32 protein-coding genes and 1 other annotated feature are annotated in these 25,088 nt (G+C 42.2%); all 32 genes read right to left on the bottom strand.

Annotation, left to right across the window (positions count from 1 at the left end):
* Positions 1-13 precede the first annotated feature (13 nt).
* Entirely contained in the window at positions 14-196 is a 183-nt protein-coding gene (gene rpmD / locus NSQ70_RS00830; RefSeq protein ID WP_003217067.1) for a 50S ribosomal protein L30, read from the bottom strand.
* A 13-nt stretch (positions 197-209) separates the two neighbouring features.
* Positions 210-710, bottom strand: a complete 501-nt coding sequence (gene rpsE, locus NSQ70_RS00825) for a 30S ribosomal protein S5 (protein ID WP_007496332.1) — start codon at positions 708-710, stop codon at positions 210-212.
* Positions 711-734: 24 nt separating this feature from the next.
* Entirely contained in the window at positions 735-1,097 is a 363-nt protein-coding gene (gene rplR, locus NSQ70_RS00820; RefSeq protein ID WP_003216951.1) for a 50S ribosomal protein L18, read from the bottom strand.
* A gap of 32 nt (positions 1,098-1,129) precedes the next feature.
* The gene (gene rplF / locus NSQ70_RS00815; RefSeq protein ID WP_008345395.1) at positions 1,130-1,666 is read right to left on the bottom strand and encodes a 50S ribosomal protein L6; all 537 of its coding nucleotides are present in this window, start codon (positions 1,664-1,666) and stop codon (positions 1,130-1,132) included.
* Positions 1,667-1,697: 31 nt separating this feature from the next.
* Positions 1,698-2,096: a 30S ribosomal protein S8 gene (gene rpsH / locus NSQ70_RS00810; RefSeq protein WP_007496327.1), complete on the bottom strand. Its 399-nt coding sequence runs from the start codon at positions 2,094-2,096 to the stop codon at positions 1,698-1,700.
* A gap of 31 nt (positions 2,097-2,127) precedes the next feature.
* Positions 2,128-2,313 (bottom strand): 30S ribosomal protein S14, encoded by a 186-nt coding sequence (gene rpsN / locus NSQ70_RS00805; RefSeq protein ID WP_008356542.1) that lies wholly within the window; start codon positions 2,311-2,313, stop codon positions 2,128-2,130.
* A 22-nt stretch (positions 2,314-2,335) separates the two neighbouring features.
* Positions 2,336-2,875: a 50S ribosomal protein L5 gene (rplE, locus tag NSQ70_RS00800; RefSeq protein ID WP_003217159.1), complete on the bottom strand. Its 540-nt coding sequence runs from the start codon at positions 2,873-2,875 to the stop codon at positions 2,336-2,338.
* 25 nt (positions 2,876-2,900) lie between these two features.
* Positions 2,901-3,212, bottom strand: coding sequence for a 50S ribosomal protein L24 (gene rplX / locus NSQ70_RS00795; RefSeq protein ID WP_007496325.1), 312 nt, complete (start codon positions 3,210-3,212; stop codon positions 2,901-2,903).
* A 35-nt stretch (positions 3,213-3,247) separates the two neighbouring features.
* Positions 3,248-3,616 carry a 50S ribosomal protein L14 gene (rplN, locus tag NSQ70_RS00790; protein ID WP_003216882.1) on the bottom strand — a complete coding sequence of 123 codons (369 nt, stop codon included), beginning with the start codon at positions 3,614-3,616 and terminating at the stop codon, positions 3,248-3,250.
* A gap of 39 nt (positions 3,617-3,655) precedes the next feature.
* Positions 3,656-3,919, bottom strand: coding sequence for a 30S ribosomal protein S17 (rpsQ, locus tag NSQ70_RS00785; protein WP_003216906.1), 264 nt, complete (start codon positions 3,917-3,919; stop codon positions 3,656-3,658).
* Between the two features lie 25 nt (positions 3,920-3,944).
* Complete coding sequence (gene rpmC, locus NSQ70_RS00780; RefSeq protein ID WP_003217155.1) at positions 3,945-4,145, bottom strand: 50S ribosomal protein L29; 201 nt, start codon at positions 4,143-4,145, stop codon at positions 3,945-3,947.
* Positions 4,135-4,569 carry a 50S ribosomal protein L16 gene (gene rplP / locus NSQ70_RS00775; RefSeq protein ID WP_003225801.1) on the bottom strand — a complete coding sequence of 145 codons (435 nt, stop codon included), beginning with the start codon at positions 4,567-4,569 and terminating at the stop codon, positions 4,135-4,137. Before rplP ends, rpmC begins: the two co-directional genes overlap by 11 nt.
* 1 nt (position 4,570) lies before the next feature.
* Positions 4,571-5,227, bottom strand: coding sequence for a 30S ribosomal protein S3 (gene rpsC, locus NSQ70_RS00770; protein ID WP_003217241.1), 657 nt, complete (start codon positions 5,225-5,227; stop codon positions 4,571-4,573).
* A 3-nt stretch (positions 5,228-5,230) separates the two neighbouring features.
* Entirely contained in the window at positions 5,231-5,572 is a 342-nt protein-coding gene (gene rplV, locus NSQ70_RS00765; RefSeq protein WP_007496316.1) for a 50S ribosomal protein L22, read from the bottom strand.
* Between the two features lie 17 nt (positions 5,573-5,589).
* Positions 5,590-5,868 carry a 30S ribosomal protein S19 gene (rpsS, locus tag NSQ70_RS00760; RefSeq protein ID WP_003216920.1) on the bottom strand — a complete coding sequence of 93 codons (279 nt, stop codon included), beginning with the start codon at positions 5,866-5,868 and terminating at the stop codon, positions 5,590-5,592.
* A 57-nt stretch (positions 5,869-5,925) separates the two neighbouring features.
* Positions 5,926-6,759, bottom strand: a complete 834-nt coding sequence (gene rplB / locus NSQ70_RS00755) for a 50S ribosomal protein L2 (RefSeq protein WP_007496314.1) — start codon at positions 6,757-6,759, stop codon at positions 5,926-5,928.
* A 28-nt stretch (positions 6,760-6,787) separates the two neighbouring features.
* Complete coding sequence (rplW, locus tag NSQ70_RS00750) at positions 6,788-7,075, bottom strand: 50S ribosomal protein L23 (RefSeq protein ID WP_003217016.1); 288 nt, start codon at positions 7,073-7,075, stop codon at positions 6,788-6,790.
* Positions 7,075-7,698: a 50S ribosomal protein L4 gene (gene rplD, locus NSQ70_RS00745; RefSeq protein WP_007496312.1), complete on the bottom strand. Its 624-nt coding sequence runs from the start codon at positions 7,696-7,698 to the stop codon at positions 7,075-7,077. The genes rplW and rplD overlap by 1 nt, the downstream gene beginning before the upstream one ends.
* A gap of 27 nt (positions 7,699-7,725) precedes the next feature.
* Complete coding sequence (gene rplC / locus NSQ70_RS00740) at positions 7,726-8,355, bottom strand: 50S ribosomal protein L3 (protein WP_007496311.1); 630 nt, start codon at positions 8,353-8,355, stop codon at positions 7,726-7,728.
* Between the two features lie 37 nt (positions 8,356-8,392).
* Positions 8,393-8,701: a 30S ribosomal protein S10 gene (rpsJ, locus tag NSQ70_RS00735; RefSeq protein ID WP_003156464.1), complete on the bottom strand. Its 309-nt coding sequence runs from the start codon at positions 8,699-8,701 to the stop codon at positions 8,393-8,395.
* 218 nt (positions 8,702-8,919) lie between these two features.
* On the bottom strand, positions 8,920-9,879 hold the full coding sequence (locus NSQ70_RS00730; RefSeq protein WP_039169445.1) for an alpha/beta hydrolase: 960 nt from the start codon (positions 9,877-9,879) through the stop codon (positions 8,920-8,922).
* Positions 9,880-9,987: 108 nt separating this feature from the next.
* Complete coding sequence (gene tuf / locus NSQ70_RS00725) at positions 9,988-11,178, bottom strand: elongation factor Tu (protein WP_007496302.1); 1,191 nt, start codon at positions 11,176-11,178, stop codon at positions 9,988-9,990.
* 117 nt (positions 11,179-11,295) lie between these two features.
* Complete coding sequence (gene fusA, locus NSQ70_RS00720; RefSeq protein ID WP_007496301.1) at positions 11,296-13,374, bottom strand: elongation factor G; 2,079 nt, start codon at positions 13,372-13,374, stop codon at positions 11,296-11,298.
* 54 nt (positions 13,375-13,428) lie between these two features.
* Entirely contained in the window at positions 13,429-13,899 is a 471-nt protein-coding gene (gene rpsG / locus NSQ70_RS00715) for a 30S ribosomal protein S7 (RefSeq protein WP_003216884.1), read from the bottom strand.
* A gap of 121 nt (positions 13,900-14,020) precedes the next feature.
* The gene (rpsL, locus tag NSQ70_RS00710; protein ID WP_003216962.1) at positions 14,021-14,440 is read right to left on the bottom strand and encodes a 30S ribosomal protein S12; all 420 of its coding nucleotides are present in this window, start codon (positions 14,438-14,440) and stop codon (positions 14,021-14,023) included.
* Between the two features lie 113 nt (positions 14,441-14,553).
* Positions 14,554-14,802, bottom strand: a complete 249-nt coding sequence (locus tag NSQ70_RS00705) for a 50S ribosomal protein L7ae-like protein (RefSeq protein ID WP_008345416.1) — start codon at positions 14,800-14,802, stop codon at positions 14,554-14,556.
* A gap of 146 nt (positions 14,803-14,948) precedes the next feature.
* The gene (gene rpoC / locus NSQ70_RS00700) at positions 14,949-18,548 is read right to left on the bottom strand and encodes a DNA-directed RNA polymerase subunit beta' (RefSeq protein ID WP_007496298.1); all 3,600 of its coding nucleotides are present in this window, start codon (positions 18,546-18,548) and stop codon (positions 14,949-14,951) included.
* A 61-nt stretch (positions 18,549-18,609) separates the two neighbouring features.
* The gene (gene rpoB, locus NSQ70_RS00695) at positions 18,610-22,191 is read right to left on the bottom strand and encodes a DNA-directed RNA polymerase subunit beta (protein WP_024425866.1); all 3,582 of its coding nucleotides are present in this window, start codon (positions 22,189-22,191) and stop codon (positions 18,610-18,612) included.
* Positions 22,192-22,446: 255 nt separating this feature from the next.
* On the bottom strand, positions 22,447-23,052 hold the full coding sequence (locus NSQ70_RS00690; RefSeq protein WP_007496296.1) for a class I SAM-dependent methyltransferase: 606 nt from the start codon (positions 23,050-23,052) through the stop codon (positions 22,447-22,449).
* A 96-nt stretch (positions 23,053-23,148) separates the two neighbouring features.
* Positions 23,149-23,514, bottom strand: a complete 366-nt coding sequence (gene rplL / locus NSQ70_RS00685; RefSeq protein ID WP_008345418.1) for a 50S ribosomal protein L7/L12 — start codon at positions 23,512-23,514, stop codon at positions 23,149-23,151.
* A gap of 42 nt (positions 23,515-23,556) precedes the next feature.
* The gene (rplJ, locus tag NSQ70_RS00680) at positions 23,557-24,057 is read right to left on the bottom strand and encodes a 50S ribosomal protein L10 (protein WP_003217048.1); all 501 of its coding nucleotides are present in this window, start codon (positions 24,055-24,057) and stop codon (positions 23,557-23,559) included.
* 69 nt (positions 24,058-24,126) lie between these two features.
* Positions 24,127-24,267, bottom strand: a sequence feature (ribosomal protein L10 leader region).
* A gap of 46 nt (positions 24,268-24,313) precedes the next feature.
* Positions 24,314-25,012, bottom strand: coding sequence for a 50S ribosomal protein L1 (gene rplA, locus NSQ70_RS00675; protein ID WP_017359164.1), 699 nt, complete (start codon positions 25,010-25,012; stop codon positions 24,314-24,316).
* Between the last annotated feature and the right edge of the window lie 76 nt (positions 25,013-25,088).

Genomic DNA, 25,088 nt, shown 5'->3' with positions numbered 1-25,088 from the left:
GATTAAAAATGTTTTATTGTTCTTTAACAGAAACTAAATGAGACACCTTGTTAATCATGCCGCGGATCGCTGCATTGTCTTCATGTACGACTGTTTGGTTTGTTTTCTTTAGACCAAGAGTACGAACAGTGACACGCTGATCTTCCGGGCGACCGATTACACTGCGTTTGAGGGTAATTTCTAATTTATTTGCCATTATTGTTCCCTCCTTATCCTAACAGGTCTTCTACAGATTTTCCACGAAGCTTCGCTACATCTTCAGCACGTTTAAGTTCACTTAAACCTTGAAGTGTTGCGCGGATCATGTTGATCGGTGTATTAGAACCTAGAGATTTAGAAAGGATATCAGCTAGACCAGCAAGCTCAAGTACCGCACGCACTGGGCCTCCAGCGATAACTCCTGTACCTTCTGAAGCAGGCTTCAATAGAACGTTTCCTGCACCGAATCGACCGATGATTTCATGTGGAATTGTAGTTCCAACCATTGGTACTTCAATTAAATTCTTTTTCGCGTCTTCAACAGCTTTGCGGATCGCTTCTGGTACTTCTTGTGCTTTACCAGTACCGAATCCTACATGACCGTTTTTGTCACCGACAACAACTAAAGCTGCAAAACGGAAACGACGTCCACCTTTAACAACTTTCGCTACCCGGTTAACCGTAACTAAGCGTTCTTCTAACTCTAATTTGCTTGGGTCAATACGACTCATTCGGATGTGTCCCTCCTTCTTTTATTAAAATTTAAGTCCAGCCTCACGAGCAGCTTCAGCTAGAGCTTTTACACGTCCATGATATAAGTATCCTCCGCGGTCAAATACCACGTTAGAGATGCCTTTTTCAACAGCACGTTTTGCAACAAGTTCGCCAACTTTAGTAGCAGCTGCAGCGTCAGAACTATTCTCGATCTTTAACTCTTTATCAAGAGTAGAAGCACTTACAAGTGTTACACCGTTAACATCATCAATTACTTGAGCGTAGATGTTCTTGTTAGAACGGAAAACGTTAAGGCGAGGTCTTTCAGCAGTACCTGAAAGTTTCGCACGAACACGAGCGTGTCTTTTAAGACGAGTAGCGTTTTTGCTAGTTTTCGTAATCATCCGAGTCACTCCTTTCTTCACATTAAGCGATCTTACTTACCAGTTTTTCCTTCTTTACGGCGAACGAATTCACCTTCGTAACGAATTCCTTTACCTTTGTAAGGCTCTGGAGCACGGACAGCGCGGATGTTAGAAGCTAGAGCTCCTACACGCTCTTTATCGATACCTTTAACGATTACTTTCGTTTGAGATGGAACTTCTACTTCAACTCCAGCCTCAGGAACGATTTCAACTGGGTGAGAGTATCCAACGTTAAGAACAAGTTTGTTTCCAGATTTAGCTGCACGGTAACCGACACCGATTAGTTCTAAACCTCTTTCGAAACCTTTAGATACACCTTCAACCATGTTTGCAATTAAGCTACGTGTTGTACCATGTAATGCACGGTGTTCTTTATTTTCAGACGGACGGCTTACAGTTAAGACGTTGTCCTCAATTTTAATTTCCATATCAGGGTGAAATGCACGAGTTAGTTCACCTTTTGGTCCCTTTACTGTCACTGTGTTATCGTTGTTTGTCACAGTTACTCCTGAAGGGATCTCGATTAGCTTTTTACCTATACGAGACATACCAAGCACCTCCATTCATCTTAAACTTTTTTTACCATACGTAAGCAAGTACTTCTCCACCAGCTTGTTTAGCACGGGCTTCTTTGTCCGATAAAACACCTTGTGATGTAGAAATAATTGCGATTCCAAGTCCGTTAAGTACACGTGGTACTTCATTTGATTTCGCATATACGCGTAAACCAGGTTTACTGATTCTTTTAAGACCAGTGATAACACGTTCGTTGTTTTGGCCGTATTTAAGGAACAAACGGATAATTCCTTGTTTGCTGTCTTCGACGTACTCAACGTCACGGATAAAACCTTCACGCTTTAAGATTTCAGCAATTTCTCTTTTGATTTTTGAAGCCGGTACTTCTAGCTTCTCATGACGTACCATGTTCGCATTGCGAATACGAGTCAGCAAATCTGCAATCGGATCTGTCATAACCATTATTTAATAACCTCCTTCCCATTTATGGGGATTACCAGCTGGCTTTTTTAACGCCAGGAATTTGTCCTTTATATGCAAGTTCGCGGAAACAAATACGGCAAAGTTTAAACTTGCGAATTACTGAATGTGGACGTCCACAACGTTCGCAGCGCGTATACTCTTGAACTTTAAACTTTTGTTTGCGTTGTTGTTTCGCAATCATAGACTTTTTAGCCACGATTTCGCCTCCCTTTCATTGATTATTTCTGGAACGGCATACCTACTTGAGTTAATAACTCACGTGCTTCTTCATCCGTGTTGGCAGTCGTAACGATAACGATATCCATACCGCGGACTTTTGTTACTTTATCGTAATCAATTTCTGGGAAGATTAACTGTTCTTTAATACCAAGCGTGTAGTTTCCACGACCGTCGAAAGATTTCTTAGAAATCCCGCGGAAGTCACGTACACGTGGTAAAGATACAGAAATAAGTTTATCAAGGAAATCGTACATGCGCTCTCCGCGAAGTGTTACTTTCGCACCGATTGGCATTCCTTCACGTAGACGGAATCCAGCAATAGACTTCTTCGCACGAGTAACGACAGGTTTTTGACCAGCGATAAACGTTAATTCTTCAACAGCAGTATCGATTGCTTTAGCGTTTTGAACGGCGTCACCAACACCCATGTTGATCACGATTTTTTCGATTTTTGGCACTTGCATTACTGATTTGTATTCAAACTTAGAAACTAATGCAGGTGTAATTTCTTTTACATACTTTTCTTTAAGGCGGTTCATGAGAAAGACCTCCCTTCCTTATTTACTATTTATCTAGAACTTGCCCAGATTTTTTCGCTACACGGACTTTCTTTCCGTCCTCAACTTTATATCCAATACGTGTCACTTCACCCGTTTTAGGATCAAGCGGCATTACGTTTGATACGTGGATCGGCGCTTCTTGTTCAGAAATTCCGCCTTGAGGGTTAGCTTGGGTTGGTTTAGAGTGTTTTTTCACAAGGTTAATACCTTCTACTAAAACACGGTCCTTTTTAGGGAAAGCAGCAAGGATGACACCTTGTTTACCTTTATCTTTACCAGAGATAACCACTACTTTATCGCCCTTTTTAACATGCATTTAATCGCACCTCCTTGAGTCGCGGATTGTATTCATTAAAGTACTTCTGGTGCTAAAGAAACAATTTTCATATAGTTGTTTTCACGAAGTTCACGTGCTACTGGTCCGAAGATACGAGTTCCACGTGGGCTCTTGTCGTCACGGATGATGACACATGCATTTTCATCAAAACTGATGTAAGATCCATCGTTTCTGCGAGCTCCGCTCTTAGTACGAACGATAACTGCTTTCACAACTTCACCTTTTTTGACAACGCCTCCTGGTGTTGCTTGTTTAACCGTACAAACAATGACATCACCGATGTTAGCCGTTTTACGTCCAGAGCCACCAAGAACTTTAATCGTTAGTACTTCGCGTGCGCCAGAGTTGTCAGCTACTTTTAAACGAGTCTCCTGTTGAATCATTAATGTTACCTCCCTTCGGAAAAAGAAATCCGAACTTTATTAGATAATAACAGCTTCTTCGACAACTTCAACTAGACGAAAGCGTTTAGTCGCAGATAATGGACGAGTTTCCATGACCTTTACGATGTCTCCGATTTTTGCTTGGTTGTTTTCATCATGTGCTTTGAACTTTTTAGAGTATCTTACACGTTTGCCATAAAGTGAATGCTTTTTGTATGTTTCAACTACAACAGTGATGGTTTTATCCATTTTGTCAGAAACAACACGACCTTGATACACTTTACGTTGGTTACGTTCGCTCATGTTTGCGGGGCCTCCCCTCTAATTATTATTTATTAGCAGCGATTTCTCTTTGACGAATCACAGTTTTCATGCGTGCGATTGATTTACGCACTTCACGAATGCGAGCAGTGTTTTCAAGCTGCCCAGTCGCTAATTGGAAACGAAGATTGAAAAGTTCTTCTTTAAGAGACTTTACTTTTTGTTCAATTTCAGCAGTGGTAAGGTCACGAATTTCATTAGCTTTCATTTGATTCACCACCAATTTCTTCACGTTTTACGAACTTCGTCTTAATTGGCAATTTGTGAGATGCAAGACGAAGAGCTTCACGAGCAACTTCTTCAGACACACCAGAAATTTCAAATAAAACTTTGCCCGGTTTTACTACAGCTACCCAGCCTTCTGGAGCACCTTTACCGGAACCCATGCGGACCTCTAGAGGTTTTGCTGTGTATGGCTTAGAAGGGAAAATTTTGATCCAAACTTTACCGCCACGTTTCATGTAACGAGTCATAGCAATACGAGCAGCTTCGATTTGACGGTTAGTGATCCAAGAAGCTTCAAGAGCTTGGATACCGAACTCACCGAAATGTACTTCAGTGCCGCCTTTTGCACGACCACGCATTTTTCCACGATGTTCTCTGCGATACTTCACGCGTTTTGGCAATAACATATTATTTTCCTCCTTCCGCAGTATTCTTCTTAGTTGGAAGGACTTCTCCACGATAGATCCATACTTTTACGCCAAGCTTACCATAAGTAGTATCAGCTTCAGCAGTAGCATAGTCGATGTCAGCACGAAGTGTGTGCAATGGAACAGTACCTTCACTGTAATATTCAGAACGAGCAATATCTGCACCGCCAAGACGACCAGAAACCATTGTTTTGATTCCTTGTGCTCCAGCACGCATTGTGCGTTGGATTGTTTGTTTTTGTGCACGACGGAATGAAATACGATTTTCAAGTTGACGAGCGATGTTTTCAGCAACTAGCTGAGCATCAAGATCTGCTCTCTTGATTTCAAGAATGTTGATGTGTACACGTTTGCCAGTTAGGCTGTTAAGAGCTTTACGAAGTGCTTCAACTTCAGATCCGCCTTTACCAATTACCATACCTGGTTTAGCCGTGTGGATTGTGATATTTACGCGGTTTGCAGCACGTTCGATTTCTACTTTAGAAACAGACGCGTCAGACAAACGCTTGCTGATGAATTCACGGATTTTCAAGTCTTCATGTAAGAAGTCAGCGTAATCTTTTCCTGCGAACCATTTAGATTCCCAATCACGAATGACGCCAATACGAAGACCTACTGGATTTACCTTTTGACCCACGGATTATCCCTCCTTCTTTTCTGATACAACGATTGTAATGTGGCTAGTACGTTTGTTAATTGCGCTCGCACGACCCATAGCCCGTGGACGGAATCTCTTAAGTGTTGGACCTTCGTCAACGAATGCTTGAGTAATCACTAGGCTGTTAGCATCCAACTCGTAGTTGTGCTCAGCATTTGCGATAGCAGATTTTAATACTTTTTCAATAATTGGTGAAGCAGCCTTAGGCGTAAGGTTTAAGATAGAAACTGCTTCTCCTACTTGCTTACCTCGGATCAGGTCCATTACTAGACGTGCTTTACGAGGAGCAATACGGACTGTTCTTGCGACAGCTTTAGCTTGCATTTAAAAGCCTCCTCTCATTAGCGTCTTGTTTTTTTATCGTCACTAGCATGACCTTTGTAAGTACGGCTTGGTGCGAATTCGCCCAATTTGTGACCTACCATATCTTCAGAAATGAAAACAGGTACATGTTTGCGTCCGTCATAGACAGCGATTGTGTGACCGATGAATTGTGGGAAAATTGTAGAACGACGAGACCAAGTTTTTACGACTTGCTTTTTGTCAGTTTCATTCAATTTCTCGACTTTAGCCATCAAATGATCATCAACAAATGGTCCTTTTTTTAAGCTGCGAGCCATTGTGGAACCTCCCTTCGTGATTGAACTACGGTCCTAAATGAACCGTAGACAACCCCGTTACTTGTTTTTACGACGACGTACAATGAATTTATCAGACTTGTTGGTTTTCTTACGAGTCTTGAATCCAAGAGTCGGTTTACCCCATGGAGACATTGGTGATTTACGTCCGATTGGAGCGCGTCCTTCACCACCGCCGTGTGGGTGATCGTTAGGGTTCATTACAGAACCACGAACTGTTGGGCGTACGCCTTTCCAGCGAGAACGTCCAGCTTTACCGATGTTGATTAGTTCGTGTTGTTCGTTTCCAACTTGACCGATAGTCGCACGGCAAGCAGAAAGGATCATGCGTACTTCACCAGAGTTCAAACGTACAAGAACGTATTTACCTTCTTTACCTAGAACTTGAGCAGAAGTACCAGCAGAACGAACTAATTGTCCACCTTTACCTGGTTTTAATTCAATGTTATGCACAACTGTACCAACTGGGATGTTGATAAGTGGAAGAGCATTACCTGGTTTGATGTCAGCTTCTGGTCCAGAAGTAACTTCAGTACCAACTTGGATTCCTTTCGGAGCAAGAATGTAACGTTTCTCACCATCTGCATAGTTTACAAGAGCGATGTTCGCTGAACGGTTTGGATCATACTCGATTGTAGCAACGCGTCCAGGTATACCGTCTTTATCACGCTTAAAGTCGATGATACGGTATTGACGTTTATGACCGCCACCTTGATGACGAACAGTCAATCTACCTTGGTTGTTACGTCCGCCTTTTCTGTGAAGCGGTGCAAGCAACGATTTTTCTGGTTTGTCAGTCGTGATTTCAGCAAAATCTGAAGTAGTCATGCCACGACGACCATTACTGGTTGGTTTATACTTTTTAATCGCCATTTTGAATTTCCCTCCTTCTTTTTAAGATTTACGCTTCAAAAATTTCGATTTCTTTGCTGTCAGCAGTTAATTTCACGATCGCTTTTCTGCGACGGCTAGTCATACCAGTGTAGCGTCCAACGCGTTTTGATTTACCTTTGTAGTTTTGAACGTTGACTTTCTCAACTTTCACTCCAAAGATTTCTTCAACAGCGTCTTTCACTTCTGTCTTGTTAGCTCTGACATCAACTTCGAACGTATACTTCTTCTCTGTCATTAGATCAGCAGAACGTTCAGTAATGATAGGGCGCTTTAGAACATCACGAGGATCTTTCATTATGCAAGTCCCTCCTCTACTTTTTCAACCGCTGCTTTAGTGATCAGAAGTTTGTCGTGGTTGACAACGTCAAGAACGTTGATACCGTTAGCTTCAACAACTGTTACTCCAGGGATGTTACGAGCAGATAAAGCAACTGTTTCGTTTGCATCCGCAGTGACGATCAACGCTTTCTTCTCAACAGATAACCCTTTAAGGATCCCTGCGAATTCTTTCGTTTTCACTGCATCAAGAGTAAGATCTTCAAGAACGATGATGTTGTTGTCGATTACTTTAGAAGACAATACTGACTTGATAGCCAAGCGGCGAACTTTTTTAGGTAATTTATAAGAATAGCTGCGTGGTGTTGGACCGAATACGATACCGCCTCCGCGCCATTGTGGTGAACGGATAGAACCTTGACGAGCACGACCTGTACCCTTCTGTCTCCAAGGTTTACGACCTCCGCCACGTACTTCAGAACGAGTTTTTACTTTGTGAGTTCCTTGACGTAAGGAAGCTCTTTGCATAAGAATAGCATCGAATACTACGCTTTCGTTTGGCTCAATTCCAAACACAGAAGCGTTTAATTCGATTTCACCGTTAGTAGAACCGTTTTGGTTAAATAATGCTACTTTTGGCATGACTTGTTTCCTCCTTTCCTAAGAGAGTTATTTAGTTTTAACTGCACTCTTTACAGTTACTAGAGATTTTTTAGCTCCTGGTACGTTTCCTTTGATCAATAGAAGATTGCGTTCTGCATCAACTTTAACGATCTCAAGGTTTTGGACAGTGATTTGCTCTCCGCCCATACGTCCTGGAAGAAGTTTACCTTTGAATACTCGGTTTGGATCAACAGGTCCCATTGAACCAGGACGACGGTGGTAACGTGAACCGTGAGTCATTGGTCCGCGTGATTGTCCGTGGCGTTTGATAGCCCCTTGGAATCCTTTACCTTTTGATGTTCCTGTTACATCTACGATATCTCCATTTGCGAAAATATCAACTTTGACTTCCTGACCAACTTCATACGCATCTAACTCCACACCGCGTAATTCTTTTACGAAGCGCTTAGGAGCAGTTTCCGCTTTAGCAACGTGGCCTTTCTCTGGTTTGTTAGAAAGCTTCTCACGTTTGTCATCAAAACCGATTTGGATTGCTTCATAGCCATCCGTGTCAGTAGTCTTCTTCTGAAGAACAACGTTAGCAGCAGCCTCAACAACAGTTACAGGGATAAGATCACCGTTTTCTGCGAATACTTGCGTCATACCAATTTTTCTACCTAAGATTCCTTTGGTCATTCGTCACACCTCCTATAATATGTGTTTTCTATTTGAATTAAAGTTTGATTTCGATATCTACACCGGATGGTAAATCTAAACGCATAAGTGCATCAACTGTTTGTGGAGTTGGATTCACGATGTCGATTAGACGTTTGTGAGTACGCATCTCAAATTGCTCACGAGAATCTTTGTACTTATGCACCGCACGAAGGATTGTGTAAACTGATTTTTCAGTTGGAAGCGGAATTGGACCAGATACACTAGCACCAGAACGCTTAGCCGTTTCAACAATCTTCTCAGCAGATTGATCAAGAATTCTATGATCATATGCTTTTAAACGAATACGAATTTTTTGTTTTGCCATTATTTTCCCTCCTTTTCGCCTACTTACGTTAGACAGTTCTCCGTGAGAAAAACCTGATCACCTTGCCATGGCAAAGCGGCCGGGTGTGTCAGCAACCTCTCACTTCATCGCAGTCAAAGACCAACATGCACTATTGTACCAAATTGGCCTGCGTGTTGCAATAATAAATCGGATAAATTTATGATTTGCACACTTTTCATATTATACAGGGGTTCAGCCTATAAATCAAGCTTTCCCTGAAGATGATGTGTAGCTGTCTTCCTGACGATACGAATAAATTCTTCTGGCTCTTCAATATGCGGAGAATGCGCAGATTCTTTAAAAGTAAACCACTCTTTTATTGGTGCTGTAAGTTGATCAACATATGGTTTTGATACAGCAGCTGGTGTAATCATGTCATGTTCCCCGATGATAAAGTAGCAGGGTATTAATATAGAAGAAACTCGGTATTGAATGCTTTCGTTCATCAGCTCGTCCCACAGCATATCCTGGCTATACTTCTGTCCCATAAGGAATTTCCACTTATCTTTTAGCTGATAATGCTTACTAACGAGAAATGCATACAGCATTTGAAAAAGTGGCTTCCACCTATGCGTGAGCCCTACTTTTGCGAACTCTTTGTATAGAGAGAACAAAGCATGAGCAGAGGTGCGTTTCCAAGGGGGTGGTGTCAGCAATCTTAGACATCTAGTGAAGAAATGCTTGCCTTGATATTTTTTTAGAAGAAGTTCGTACGATACAATATCCTCTTTTAATACATCAACCACCTGACTAATTCCATAATAGGCATGATACAAATCTGGTCGTTTATGTACAGCTTGTATCGCAATTAATGATCCCCATGAATAACCCGCAATGTATAATTTCGTTTGATCATTATAAGAAAGTAGTTTTTCTGTAAGCTCAATCGTATCCTCTACGAATTGCCCAATGGTCATAGAAGACTCAGGAATGTTTTTTTGATAAGACAGTCCTGCACCGCGCTGGTCCCAATGAACAACAGTGAAGTCTTGATCAAGTTCCTTATGAAAGGAATCGATATAACTCATTTGAGCTGAGCCTGGGCCACCGTGTAAAAATAATAAAACAGGTTTTGTTTTTTCTGCTTGATCTTCTTTTATCATAATCCATTGATCAAGCCCGCCAATCGGCCACTTTTTCAACATTGTCTTCGCCATTCCAGTGATCCTCTCGGTTCCATTTAGATTCTATAGCTTATAGTAGCCGTTATGCACTGGAAAAGCAAAAAAAGAGACCCTTTTGCAAGGAGTCTCTTTTAACTGTTATTACTTAATGATAGTAGAAACGACGCCAGAACCTACAGTACGTCCACCCTCACGGATAGAGAAACGAGTTCCTTCTTCGATAGCGATAGTAGAGATAAGTTCAACTTCCATCTCAGTGTTATCGCCAGGCATTACCATTTCAGTACCTTCTGGAAGATGTACGATACCAGTTACGTCAGTTGTACGGAAGTAGAACTGCGGACGGTAGTTAGTGAAGAATGGAGTGTGACGTCCACCCTCTTCTTTAGAAAGTACATAAACTTCAGCTTTGAAACGGCTATGTGGAGTGATTGTACCTGGTTTAGCAAGTACTTGACCACGTTGGATATCTTCACGAGATACACCACGAAGTAGTGCACCGATGTTGTCACCAGCTTCAGCATAGTCAAGAAGTTTACGGAACATTTCAACACCTGTAACAGTTGTTTTACCGTTTTCTTCTTGAAGACCGATGATTTCAACTTCGTCACCGACTTTAACTTGTCCACGCTCAACACGACCAGTAGCAACTGTTCCACGACCAGTGATTGAGAATACGTCCTCAACTGGCATCATGAATGGCTTCTCAGTGTCACGCTCTGGAGTTGGGATGTACTCATCAACCGCATCCATAAGTTCGAAGATTTTTGCTTCGTAATCAGCATCACCTTCAAGAGCTTTAAGAGCAGAACCTTTGATAACTGGTACATCGTCACCAGGGAAGTCATAGTCAGAAAGAAGGTCACGAACTTCCATTTCAACAAGTTCAAGTAACTCTTCATCGTCAACCATGTCACATTTGTTAAGGAATACTACGATGTAAGGAACACCTACGTTACGAGAAAGTAGGATGTGCTCACGTGTTTGTGGCATTGGACCATCAGCAGCAGATACTACTAAGATCGCGCCGTCCATTTGAGCAGCACCAGTGATCATGTTTTTAACATAGTCAGCGTGTCCTGGGCAGTCTACGTGTGCATAGTGACGAGTTTCAGTTTCATACTCAACGTGTGCAGTTGAGATTGTGATTCCACGCTCGCGCTCTTCTGGAGCACCATCGATTTGGTCATAAGCCATAGCTGTACCTTTACCAGATTTCTTATGAAGAACTGTTGAGATAGCAGCAGTTAGAGTTGTTTTACCATGGTCAACGTGTCCAATTGTACCAATGTTAGCATGCGATTTGGAACGGTCGAATTTTTCTTTAGCCATTCTAAAAATCCTCCTTAAAGGTTCATTGTATTTGGTATGAGTGATAGAAAGTGAAGAGTTACCTCTCACTTTCTGATCTTCAATAGTAGTTATACTTTAGTTTAAAGGCAAAATCAATTATTCACCTTTATTTTTTTTGATGATTTCTTCACTGATGCTCTTAGGCACTTCTTCGTAGTGATCCATGTGCATAGTGAAAGTACCGCGTCCTTGTGTGTTAGAACGGAGTGCAGTTGCATATCCGAACATTTCAGAAAGTGGAACCATAGCGCGAACAACTTGAGCGTTACCGCGAGCTTCCATACCTTCTACACGTCCACGACGAGATGTGATATCACCCATGATGTCTCCCATGTATTCTTCTGGGATAACGACTTCTACTTTCATCATTGGCTCAAGTAGAACTGGGTTACATTTGCTGACAGCATTTTTCAATGCCATAGATGCAGCAATTTTAAACGCCATTTCGTTAGAGTCAACATCGTGGTAAGATCCATCGAATAATTTTGCTTTGATGTCGATTAATGGGAATCCAGCTAATACACCATTTTCTAGTGAATCTTCAAGACCTGCTTGAATTGCTGGAATGTATTCACGTGGAACAACCCCACCGACGATTGCATTTGTGAATTCGAAGCCTGCGCCTTCTTCGTTTGGTTCGAATTCGATCCAAACGTGTCCGAACTGACCGCGTCCACCAGACTGACGTACGAATTTACCTTCAACTTTTGCACTAGAACGGAATGTTTCACGGTACGCAACTTGAGGAGCTCCTACGTTAGCTTCAACCTTGAACTCACGCTTCATACGGTCAACAATGATATCAAGGTGAAGCTCACCCATACCAGAGATGATCGTTTGACCAGTTTCAGTGTTTGTTTGTGTACGGAATGTTGGATCCTCTTCAGCTAGTTTAGCTAAAGCGATACCCATTTTATCTTGGTCAGCCTTAGATTTAGGCTCGATAGCTACATCGATAACTGGCTCTGGGAATTCCATAGACTCAAGGATAACAAGATTTTTCTCGTCACAAAGAGTATCACCAGTAGATGTATCTTTAAGACCAACAGCTGCTGCGATATCCCCTGCATATACAGTAGAGATTTCTTCACGGCTGTTTGCGTGCATTTGAAGGATACGTCCAACACGCTCACGCTTGTTCTTAGAAGAGTTCTTCACGTAAGAACCAGAATCAAGTGTTCCAGAGTATACGCGGAAGAAAGTTAGTTTCCCAACATAAGGGTCAGTCATAACTTTAAATGCAAGAGCTGCGAATGGTGCGTCATCAGTAGACTCACGTACAACCTCTTCATTTGTATCTGGCAATGTACCTTTGATTGCAGCAACATCAGTTGGTGCAGGAAGGTAGTCAAGCACAGCGTCAAGTACAAGCTGAACACCTTTGTTTTTGAAAGCAGATCCAACAAGAACTGGGTAGAATTCAACATTCAAAGTTCCTTTACGGATTGCAGCTTTCAATTCAGGAATTGTGATTTCTTCACCCTCAAGGTATTTTTCCATAAGCTCTTCATCAAGCTCAGCGACAGCTTCAATCAAGCTGCTGCGAAGCTCTTCAGCTTTGTCTTTATACTCAGCAGGGATTTCTTGTGCATCAGAGCGAGTTCCAAGGTCATCTTCGTAGAAGTATGCTACGTTTTCTACAAGGTCGATGATTCCTTCGAATTGATCTTCAGCGCCGATCGGCAATTGAATTGCATGAGCGTTCGCTTGAAGACGATCTCTTAATGTGCTTACAGAGTAAAGGAAGTCCGCACCAGTTTTATCCATTTTGTTAACGAATACGATACGAGGTACTCCGTAAGTTGTTGCTTGGCGCCAAACTGTTTCAGTTTGAGGCTCTACACCTGATTGTGCATCAAGAACAGCAACCGCACCATCAAGTACACGCAAAGAACGTTCAACTTCAACAGTGAAGTCTACGTGTCCTGGTGTATCAATGATGTTTACACGGTAACCTTTCCATTGTGCTGTAGTAGCAGCAGAAGTGATTGTAATACCACGTTCTTGCTCCTGCTCCATCCAGTCCATTTGTGAAGCTCCTTCGTGAGTTTCACCAATTTTATGGATACGACCAGTGTAGTACAAGATACGCTCAGTCGTTGTCGTTTTACCGGCATCGATGTGAGCCATGATACCAATATTACGAGTTTTGTCTAAGGAGAACTCTCTTGCCATTGGGTAATTTCTCCTTCCTTATTAGGGAATAGTTTTTTTAGTTTGGTATAAATCCTACCAGCGGTAGTGAGCGAATGCTTTGTTCGCTTCTGCCATTTTGTGTGTATCTTCACGTTTCTTAACAGCAGCACCAGTGTTGTTAGCTGCGTCAAGGATTTCGTTAGCAAGACGCTCTTCCATCGTTTTTTCTCCACGAAGACGAGCGTAGTTTACTAACCAGCGAAGACCTAAAGTCGTACGACGATCTGGGCGAACTTCTACAGGAACTTGGTAGTTAGCTCCACCTACACGACGTGCTTTAACTTCAAGAACTGGCATGATGTTTTTCAAGGCTTGTTCGAAAACCTCCATCGCTTCATTACCAGTACGTTCTTTGATGATATCAAATGACTTGTAGAGAATAGTTTGTGACTTTCCTCTTTTACCGTCGATCATCATTTTGTTGATCAAACGTGATACAAGTTTAGAATTGTAAATTGGATCTGGCAAAACGTCTCTTTTTGCTACAGGACCTTTACGTGGCATCTGAATAGCCTCCCTTCTCTTTTAAAAGGATTTCTATCTGTCTTTCATCTCAATTTCATTGTCAGCTGCCTGACTCCACTGATCTGAACTCAACTTCTAAAAACCCTTATGTTTGTTTATATTATTTGCTTTGTTTAGGGCGTTTTGTTCCGTATTTAGAACGTCCTTGCATACGGCCGTCAACTCCGGCAGTATCAAGCGCACCACGAACGATGTGGTAACGTACACCCGGTAAGTCTTTTACACGTCCGCCACGGATAAGTACTACACTGTGCTCTTGTAGGTTATGTCCGATACCAGGAATGTAAGCTGTTACCTCAATCAGGTTAGACAAACGTACACGAGCATATTTACGTAGTGCTGAGTTTGGTTTTTTCGGTGTCATTGTACCGACACGAGTACAAACCCCGCGCTTCTGTGGAGATGTTACGTTAGTGTGCTCTTTTTTGAAACTGTTGTATCCTTTGTTAAGTGCAGGAGACTTTGAGTTTTCAACTTTACTCACGCGTCCTTTGCGTATTAGCTGATTAATTGTAGGCATGTTGTTATTCCTCCCTTCATTACTTTTTTTATAACCCACATACCCAGGTGGTTCATCAAAAGGCAAAAAACAATGCTTTTGCATTTTAAGCATGCAAAAACAAAACAAGTACGCTATAACATAATGGCAACAGCTGCTGCCCCAACTTCAATTCCGCAGGCCTTGCCGAGCTTTTTCATGGAATCTACCACTAAAATGTCTACACCCTTCTCTTGCGCTAGTTTCATTACACTAGCGGTTAAAGCAGGATCAGCATCTTTCGCTACGACGATTTCCTTCACTGAATCTCGTTTCAGAGCTTTTACTGTTTGCTTCGTACCAATAATAATGGATTGAGCCTGTGATACTTTATCATAAGACATCGAATATCCTCCAAAGTAACAGGTTTTATTTTGAGCACCTTGGTTATATTATCATCATGGCAGAAGGATGTCAATATCGTTTGACAGATAATCTTGACATCCTTCACCATTTTTTGATGATTTTTATAGAAATCTTAAGAGAAAGATTACTCTACAGGAACCATATCATCAGACGGCTGCACTTGTGAAACCGGCTTAACTTTACGGTAGTTTGGCATTCCAGTTCCAGCAGGAACAAGTTTACCGATGATGACATTCTCTTTCAAGCCAAGCAGTTCATCACGTTTTCCTTTGATCGCCGCATCTGTTAGGACACGAGTCGTTTCTTGGAAGGATGCTGCAGACAAGAATGAGTCTGTTTCAAGCGATGCTTTTGTAATACCAAGAAGAACTGGACGGCCTGTTGCAGGACGTTTGCCTTCGAATAGTACTTTTTTGTTCGCTTCTGTGAATTGGTGTACATCAAGAAGTGTGCCTGGTAATACATCTGTATCCCCTGCATCAGCGACACGCACTTTACGAAGCATTTGGCGAACCATTACTTCTACGTGCTTATCTCCGATTTCTACCCCTTGCATACGGTATACTTTTTGTACTTCATGAAGCAGATATTCTTGAACAGCTGTCATGTCAGTCACTTTAAGAAGTTCTTTCGGATCGATTGAACCTTCTGTCAGTACTTGACCACGAGTGACTTTGTCACCTTCAACAACTTTCAGACGTGCATTGTAAGGAGCTGTGTAAGAGCGAGTTTCAACTTCGCCTTGAACCACAATTTCCTGTTGCTTGTCACGAACATCGTTAATTTCAGCAACGACACCATCAATTTCAGAAATGGTTGCCTGCCCTTTCGGATTACGCGCTTCAAATAACTCTTGGATACGAGGTAAACCTTGAGTGATATCGTCTCCTGCTACCCCACCGGTGTGGAACGTACGCATTGTAAGCTGTGTTCCTGGCTCACCGATCGATTGTGCAGCGATGATTCCAACTGCTTCACCGACTTCAACGTCAGTACCAGTTGCAAGGTTACGGCCGTAGCATCGTTTACATACACCATGAGGCGTGTTACATGTAAATGCAGAACGGATCCATACTTCCTCGATTCCTGCTTCAACTACTTCAAGTGCTTTATCTTCATCAATTAGTTCGTTTTCGCCAACAATGACTTCGCCCGTTTCAGGATGAACAATTGGTTTTCTTGCAAAACGTCCGATAAGACGTTCTTCAAGTTTCTCAATAATTTCATTTCCTTCTTTAATGGACTTCGCCAAGATTCCACGGTCTGTACCGCAATCTGTTTCACGGATGATAACATCCTGCGCAACGTCAACAAGACGACGCGTGAGGTAACCAGAGTCAGCTGTTTTAAGAGCTGTATCGGCAAGACCTTTACGCGCTCCGTGAGTGGAAATAAAGTATTCCAATACGGTTAAACCTTCACGGAAACTAGATTTAATCGGAAGTTCAATGATACGTCCAGCCGGGTTGGCCATCAGACCACGCATACCAGCCAACTGAGTGAAGTTAGATGCGTTACCACGCGCTCCAGAGTCACTCATCATGTAGATAGGGTTGACTTCATCAAGGGACTTCATCAGTTTACCTTGGATGACATCTTTAGAAGAACTCCAGATCGAAATGACTCTCTCGTAACGCTCTTCTTCAGTAATCAAACCACGTCTGAATTGCTTCATGACGTTATCTACTTTTGCTTGCGCTTCTTCGAGGATCTTCTGTTTATCATCTAATACGACGATATCAGACACCCCAACCGTAATACCCGCTTTAGTAGAGTATTTGAAACCAAGATTTTTCATGCGGTCAAGCATTTTAGATGTCTCAGTGATATGGAATCTCTTAAAGATTTCCGCAATGATTTTACCTAAAATACCTTTTTTGAACGGCGCATTGATTTCTTGTTTCTCGATCGCAGCTTTGACATCTTCACCTTTTTCAAGGAAGAAGCGGTCAGGCGTTTTTTCTTCAATATTGCTCTTTGTCGGCTCATTCATGTAAGGGAATGATTCCGGTAAGATTTCGTTAAAGATTAGTTTTCCAACTGTTGTAATCAACAATTTAGAACGCTGTTCATCAGTGAATGTCACATTCTTCAACGAGTTAGCTGCAACAGCTACACGTGTATGAAGATGCACATACCCATTTTGATAAGCTAGAAGGGCTTCGTTCGTATCTTTGAAGACCATACCTTCTCCGATAGCACCTTTACGCTCAAGTGTAAGGTAGTAGTTACCTAGCACCATATCCTGAGATGGCGTAACAACAGGTTTTCCATCTTTCGGGTTCAAAATGTTTTGAGCAGCAAGCATTAAGATACGAGCTTCAGCTTGAGCTTCAGCAGATAATGGTACGTGAACCGCCATTTGGTCACCATCAAAGTCAGCGTTGTAGGCAGTACATACAAGTGGATGCAGACGAATTGCGCGTCCTTCCACAAGTGTAGGTTCAAACGCTTGAATACCAAGTCTGTGAAGAGTTGGTGCACGGTTTAGTAAGACTGGATGCTCACGAATCACTGATTCTAAAACATCCCAAACTTCCGGCTGCACGCGCTCAATCTTACGTTTCGCGCTCTTAATGTTGTGAGCTAATCCTTTTTCAACAAGCTCCTTCATCACGAATGGTTTGAATAGTTCAAGAGCCATTTCTTTCGGAAGTCCACACTGATACATTTTCAAATGTGGTCCAACGACGATAACGGAACGTCCAGAATAGTCAACACGTTTACCAAGCAAGTTTTGACGGAAACGCCCTTGTTTCCCTTTCAGCATGTGAGAAAGAGATTTCAATGGTCTATTTCCTGGTCCTGTTACTGGTCGGCCTCTACGTCCATTATCAATCAAGGCATCGACAGCTTCTTGAAGCATACGCTTCTCGTTCTGAACGATGATGCTTGGCGCGCCAAGATCTAATAAACGTTTCAGACGATTGTTACGGTTGATGACACGACGATAAAGGTCGTTCAAGTCAGAAGTAGCAAAACGTCCGCCATCAAGCTGAACCATTGGACGTAATTCTGGTGGAATAACCGGAAGTACATCAAGGATCATCCAAGACGGTTTGTTTCCTGAGTTACGGAAAGCTTCCAACACTTCAAGGCGTTTGATCGCACGTGTACGACGCTGTCCTTGAGCTGTTTTTAGCTCTTCTTTGAGTGTATCTACTTCTTTTACAAGATCGATATCTTGAAGAAGTTTGTTAATTGCTTCTGCACCCATAGCTGCTTGGAAGGTGTTACCGTATTTATCTAAATAAGCACGGAATTCTTTCTCAGAAAGAAGTTGTTTCTTCTCAAGCGGTGTGTTGCCCGGATCAGTCACGACGTAAGAAGCGAAGTAAATCACTTCTTCTAACGCACGTGGTGACATATCTAGAACAAGACCCATACGGCTTGGGATACCTTTGAAATACCAAATGTGGGAAACTGGGGCAGCCAGTTCGATATGCCCCATTCTCTCACGACGGACTTTTGCCCGTGTTACTTCTACACCACAACGGTCACATACAACACCCTTATAACGAACGCGTTTATACTTTCCACAATGACATTCCCAGTCTTTTTGCGGTCCGAAGATACGTTCACAAAAGAGACCATCTTTTTCCGGTTTCAGTGTACGATAGTTAATCGTTTCAGGCTTTTTCACTTCACCAAAAGACCAAGAACGGATTTTATCAGGTGATGCGAGACCGATGTTCATATACTCAAAATTGTTCACATCTAGCAAGGGGCCTACCTCCCTTTTAATCTTCGGGTTATACCCTAGTCACTTGCTCTAATCGTTTCTGCTATTCTTTTGTGACTGCGTCACGTTCAAGATCGACAGGTGCGAGGTCTGCAGCATCTTCGTCATTAGATAACGCTAATCCGTCTGCTTTCTTCGTTTCCTCATCGTCTTCTAAATCTCTCATTTCTATCTCTTCTTCATCGCCAGATAGGATTTTCACATCCATACCTAAACTTTGAAGTTCTTTAATTAATACTTTGAATGATTCAGGGACACCTGGTTCAGGTACGTTATCCCCTTTGACGATCGCTTCGTATGTTTTCACACGACCCACAACGTCATCCGATTTTACAGTTAAGATTTCTTGAAGTGTATATGCTGCACCGTAAGCTTCAAGTGCCCATACTTCCATCTCTCCGAAACGCTGTCCACCAAACTGTGCTTTACCGCCCAGTGGCTGCTGCGTAACAAGTGAGTATGGTCCAGTTGAACGAGCGTGAAGTTTATCGTCAACCATGTGAGCCAGTTTGATCATGTACATGATTCCGACTGATACACGGTTATCGAATGGTTCACCAGTTCGACCGTCATAAAGGACTGTTTTCGCATCACGGGACATACCTGCTTCTTCAAGCGTTTCCCAAACATCTTCCTCACGCGCACCATCAAATACTGGTGACGCAATGTGGATGCCTAGGTAACGTGCAGCCATACCCATATGAAGCTCAAGTACCTGACCGATATTCATACGAGATGGTACCCCTAGAGGGTTTAACATGATATCAATCGGTGTTCCATCTGGAAGATACGGCATATCTTCTTCTGGAAGAATTTTGGAGATAACCCCTTTGTTACCATGTCGTCCGGCCATTTTGTCACCTTCAGAAATTTTACGCTTCTGAACGATGTATACACGGACTAACTGGTTAACACCTGGTGGTAATTCATCTCCATCTTCACGGTTAAAGACTTTGACATCGTGGATGATTCCGCCGCCGCCGTGTGGTACACGTAGAGACGTATCACGTACTTCACGAGCCTTTTCACCGAAGATTGCATGTAATAGACGTTCTTCAGCTGTTAGTTCTGTTACACCTTTAGGCGTTACTTTCCCGACAAGAAGATCTCCGTCTTTTACTTCTGCACCAATACGGATGATTCCACGCTCGTCAAGGTTGCGTAAAGCATCTTCCCCAACGTTTGGAATATCACGCGTAATTTCTTCTGGTCCAAGCTTTGTATCACGAGCTTCTGATTCATATTCTTCAATATGAATAGAAGTGTAGACGTCATCTTTTACAAGGCGCTCACTCATAATGATCGCATCCTCATAGTTGTAACCGTCCCAAGTCATGAAGCCGACCATGACGTTACGTCCTAGAGCCAATTCACCTTTTTCCATAGAAGGACCGTCTGCAAGGATTTCTCCTTTGACGACTTCATCTCCAACACTTACAATTGGGCGCTGGTTGTAGCAAGTCCCTTGGTTAGAGCGGACAAATTTCAGCAAGCTGTATTTGTCTAGGTTTCCTTTGACTTGTTGTCCGTCAACGTCTTCATAACGGCGAACCCAAATATTCTTCGCTTCAACACGTTCTACAACACCTGGGTAACGACAGATCACAGCAGCACCAGAGTCTTTACCTGATACATACTCCATACCTGTACCAACAATCGGTGATTCCGGCTGCATCAAAGGCACAGCCTGACGTTGCATGTTCGCTCCCATTAGAGCACGGTTAGAGTCATCGTTTTCTAAGAATGGGATACATGCTGTCGCTGCAGAAACAACCTGCTTCGGCGAAACGTCCATGTAGTCAACGCGGTTTCGAGGAACAACGGTGTTTTCCCCTCTGAAACGAGCGATAATGTTATCATCGATAAACGAACCATCATCAGCTAGCTGAGCGTTCGCTTGTGCTACAACGTAGTTATCCTCTTCATCAGCGGTTAAGTAATCGATTCTCGGCGTCACTTTACCTGTTTCAGGATCAACCCGACGGTAAGGTGTTTCGATAAATCCGAAGCGGTTCACTTTCGCAAATGAAGATAGAGAGTTGATCAAACCAATGTTTGGACCCTCTGGTGTTTCAATCGGACACATACGACCATAGTGAGAATAGTGAACGTCACGAACTTCCATTCCTGCACGCTCACGTGTCAAACCACCCGGTCCAAGCGCTGATAGACGACGTTTGTGTGTCAATTCAGCAAGCGGGTTTGTTTGATCCATGAACTGAGAAAGCTGAGAGCTACCAAAGAACTCTTTGATAGAAGCGATCACAGGACGGATGTTGATCAACTGCTGAGGTGTGATCGTGTTCGTGTCTTGAATCGACATTCTTTCACGAACAACACGCTCCATTCTGCTTAAACCAATACGGAATTGGTTTTGCAGAAGTTCACCTACAGAACGCAGACGACGGTTACCAAGGTGATCGATATCATCTGTGTCACCTACTCCATGAAGCAGGTTAAAGAAGTAACTGATTGAAGCAATGATATCAGAAGGCGTGATGTTCTTCACAGCTTCCTCTACATATGCATTACCAATCACGTTGATCACTTGCTCGCCTTCTTGATCAGTTGGTGCATAAATCTTGATAGATTGAAGTTCTACTTCATCCTCTACTACGCCACCGTTTGGATAAAGCTTTCTAAATCCGATGCCGTTTTCTAAGTATGGAAGAACTTTATCAAGCACTCTTCTATCTAAAATTTGACCTTTTTCTGCTAGGATTTCACCTGTTTCAGGATCAACTAGCGTTTCAGCCAATTTTTGATTGAATAGTCTATTTTTAATATGAAGCTTCTTATTAATCTTGTAGCGTCCAACATTTGCTAGGTCATATCTCTTCGGATCAAAGAAGCGAGAGTCTAGCAAGCTTTTCGCATTTTCAACAGTTGGTGGCTCTCCGGGACGAAGACGCTCGTAGATTTCGAGAAGTGCTTTATCGGCATTCTCTGTATTGTCTTTTTCCAACGTGTTGCGTAAGTATTCATTCTCGCCAATGAGGTCAAGAATCTCTTGATCAGAGCTGAAGCCGAGAGCACGCAAAAGAACCGTAACCGGCAACTTACGTGTGCGATCGATGCGTACATAGACTACATCCTTCGCATCAGTTTCGTATTCTAACCATGCGCCACGGTTTGGAATGACAGTCGCAGTAAAACCTTTTTTACCGTTTTTGTCTACTTTACCACTGAAATATACACTTGGAGAACGTACTAACTGAGAAACGATTACACGTTCCGCACCATTAATGATAAAAGTACCTGTGTCTGTCATGATTGGGAAATCCCCCATAAACACATCTTGGTCTTTTACTTCTCCAGTTTCTTTGTTAATTAAACGAACTTTTACTCTTAGTGGAGCAGAGTAAGTTACATCACGTTCTTTTGATTCTGCTACAGGATACTTAGGATCCCCTAGGCTGTAATCAATGAATTCAAGAGAAAGGTTACCAGTAAAATCCTCAATTGGGGATATATCTTGAAACATCTCTCTAAGACCCTCATCAAGAAACCACTGATAAGAAGAGGTTTGAATTTCAATGAGATTTGGTAATTCTAACACTTCGCTTATGCGTGCGTAGCTTCTGCGCTGGCGGTGTCGTCCATACTGAACTAGTTGACCTGTCAACTGATTCACCCCTCAAATCATGCGTATTATATGTGTAAAAAGTATTTCTGTCTTTCAAATGTCAGTAAAGAAATACTTTTACAAGACAAAAGAAAAAAGGGTTTCTAAAATAAGAAAACCACATCCAAAAACAAATACCGATTTTATTAGTTTTCCCAAGTATGCATAATTTATACAAAATAGTTGTTTTTTAAGCCTATCAAGCAAAATATACACATTGGCATTTTATAATGTTAACACAGCTAGGAAACTGCGTCAAACTTTTTTAGCTTTGATAATATAGTAGCCCTTTTTTTTCATAACGACCGTCACTTCTCCAAAAAGCTGCTCTAATTTCTCAATCGCAGATGGTCCACCTTGTTTTTTCTGAATAACCACCCACAACTCACCTTCCGGCAATAAATGATCAGCACTTTTTTCAAAGATCGCATGTACTACTTTCTTCCCTGCCCGTATTGGGGGATTGGTCAGTATAGAGGCAAAAGCAGCTGATGAATGAACATTCGAGAACAAATCACTTTGATAGATGCGGACATTATCAATGCGATTATGCTTAGCGTTTTCCTTTGAAAGTTCGACTGCTCTTTCGTTCACATCAATCATATGAATGGTGCGGCCTGTCATTTCGTTTGCTAACGATAAGCCGATCGGTCCATAACCGCAACCGACATCTAAGACGTCGCCATCCAAGTCAGGTTCTTCAAAAGCTTCAATTAAAAGCCTCGAACCATAGTCGACTTCTTTCTTAGAAAACACTCCACTGTCACTTGTAAAAGTAAAGCTACGGTTTCTCAAGGTGAAGTCCCATGTCTGTTTATTGCTTTTCACTGATGGCTTTTCCGTATAATAGTGGTCACTCATGGTGAATGGACCTCCTCTGGATTCAATCGTTTCAGGAGATAAGAAAAGAAAAAGCCCGCCAGTAAAAGCGAGCTTTCCCAAAAGATTAGGCGAAGATTACTTAACTTCTACAGAAGCGCCAACTTCTTCAAGCTTAGCTTTAAGTTCTTCAGCTTCTTCTTTAGCAATACCTTCTTTAAGTGGTTTTGGAGTGTTGTCAACAAGTTCTTTAGCTTCTTTCAAGCCAAGACCAGTGATTTCACGAACCACTTTGATAACTTTGATTTTTTGGTCTCCAGCACCAGCAAGTACTAGATCAAAATCAGTTTTTTCTTCAGCAGCAGCACCGCCACCAGCAGCTACAGCTACAGGAGCAGCAGCAGTTACGCCAAATTCTTCTTCGATTGCTTTTACTAAGTCGTTTAACTCAAGTACAGTTGCTTCTTTAACTGAAGCAATGATTTCTTCGATATTTAAAGCCATTTGTAATTCCTCCATTTTAAGTTTTTTTACGTCAAGTACGCATTAAGCGCCTTGTTCTTCTTTTTGATCTGCAACTGCTTTAGTAGCAAGAGCAAGGTTACGAACTGGAGCTTGAAGAACGCTAAGCAACATAGAAAGTAAGCCTTCGCGAGACGGAAGTTCCGCAAGAGCCTTCACTTCTTCTACAGTCGCTACGTTTCCTTCGATAACACCAGCTTTGATTTCTAAAGCTTCGTGGCTTTTCGCAAATTCGTTGATGATTTTCGCAGGTGCGATAACATCTTCGTTACTGAATGCGATAGCGTTTGGACCTGTTAAGAAATCGTTTAAACCCGTTAGTTCAACTTGTTCAACTGCACGGCGAGTCAAAGTGTTTTTGTAAACTTTGAATTCTACGCCAGCATCACGAAGCTGTTTACGAAGTTCAGTCACTTCAGAAACTGAAAGACCGCGGTAATCTACGATTACAGTAGACATACTGTCTTTAAATTTAGAAGTAATTTCATCAACGACAACTTTTTTAGTATCGATTGCATTGCTCATGGTTACACCTCCTGTACATTCTTTGTGTAACACTTATACCGATCAGGCCATCACGTTCCTAACGAACGGTTCTCCATATAAAAAGCCTCCATTAAGACATGGAGGCTGTATATACAAGCATACGTTAACGTAAGACTGTGACATATACACCTCGGCGGGTTAATTAAGCCATAAGGCCCCTGCTGTCTACGGTATAAATGATTATTCTATTTTACAACATTTTGATATTATCAAAACGGTTGTGATAAGTCAAGAATTACTTTGCAGAGAAAGAAGATGGATCCACTTTCACGCCAGGGCCCATAGTAGATGTAACAGAAACGTTTTTCACGTATACACCTTTAGCCGCTGCAGGTTTTGCTTTAAGGATTGTGTCATAGATTGTTGCAAAGTTCTCAACAAGCTTTTCGTCCTCGAAAGAAACCTTTCCGATTGGCGCGTGGATGTTACCAGCTTTATCAACGCGGTATTCTACTTTACCAGCTTTGATTTCATTGATTGCTTTTTCTACTTCGAAAGTTACAGTTCCTGTTTTAGGGTTTGGCATAAGACCTTTTGGTCCAAGTACACGACCGATCTTACCAACTTCACCCATCATGTCAGGTGTCGCAACGATTACATCGAATTCGAACCAGCCTTGTTGGATTTTAGTGATGTAATCAGAATCTCCAACGTAGTCTGCTCCAGCAGCTTCTGCTTCTTTTGCTTTTTCGCCTTTAGCGAACACAAGAACGCGTTGAGTTTTACCAGTTCCGTTAGGAAGTACAACTGCACCGCGGATTTGTTGATCGTTTTTACGAGGGTCTACGCCCAAACGAAAAGCAACTTCTACAGTCGCATCAAATTTCGCTGTATTTGCTTTTTTTGTAAGAGAAACAGCTTCAGCAACATCATACGCTTTTGTACGATCGATTAGCTTAGCAGCTTCTACATACTTTTTACCTTTTTTAGCCATTATAAAAATCCTCCTTATGTGGTTTTAGCGGAATAACCTCCCACGAATAAGGGTTGCGAACTTGTCAAAACCAAAC

Source organism: Bacillus sp. FSL R5-0397 (genome assembly GCF_038593395.1).
Lineage (GTDB): Bacteria > Bacillota > Bacilli > Bacillales > Bacillaceae > Bacillus > Bacillus altitudinis.
This window is presented reverse-complemented; position numbering and strand designations above follow the sequence as displayed.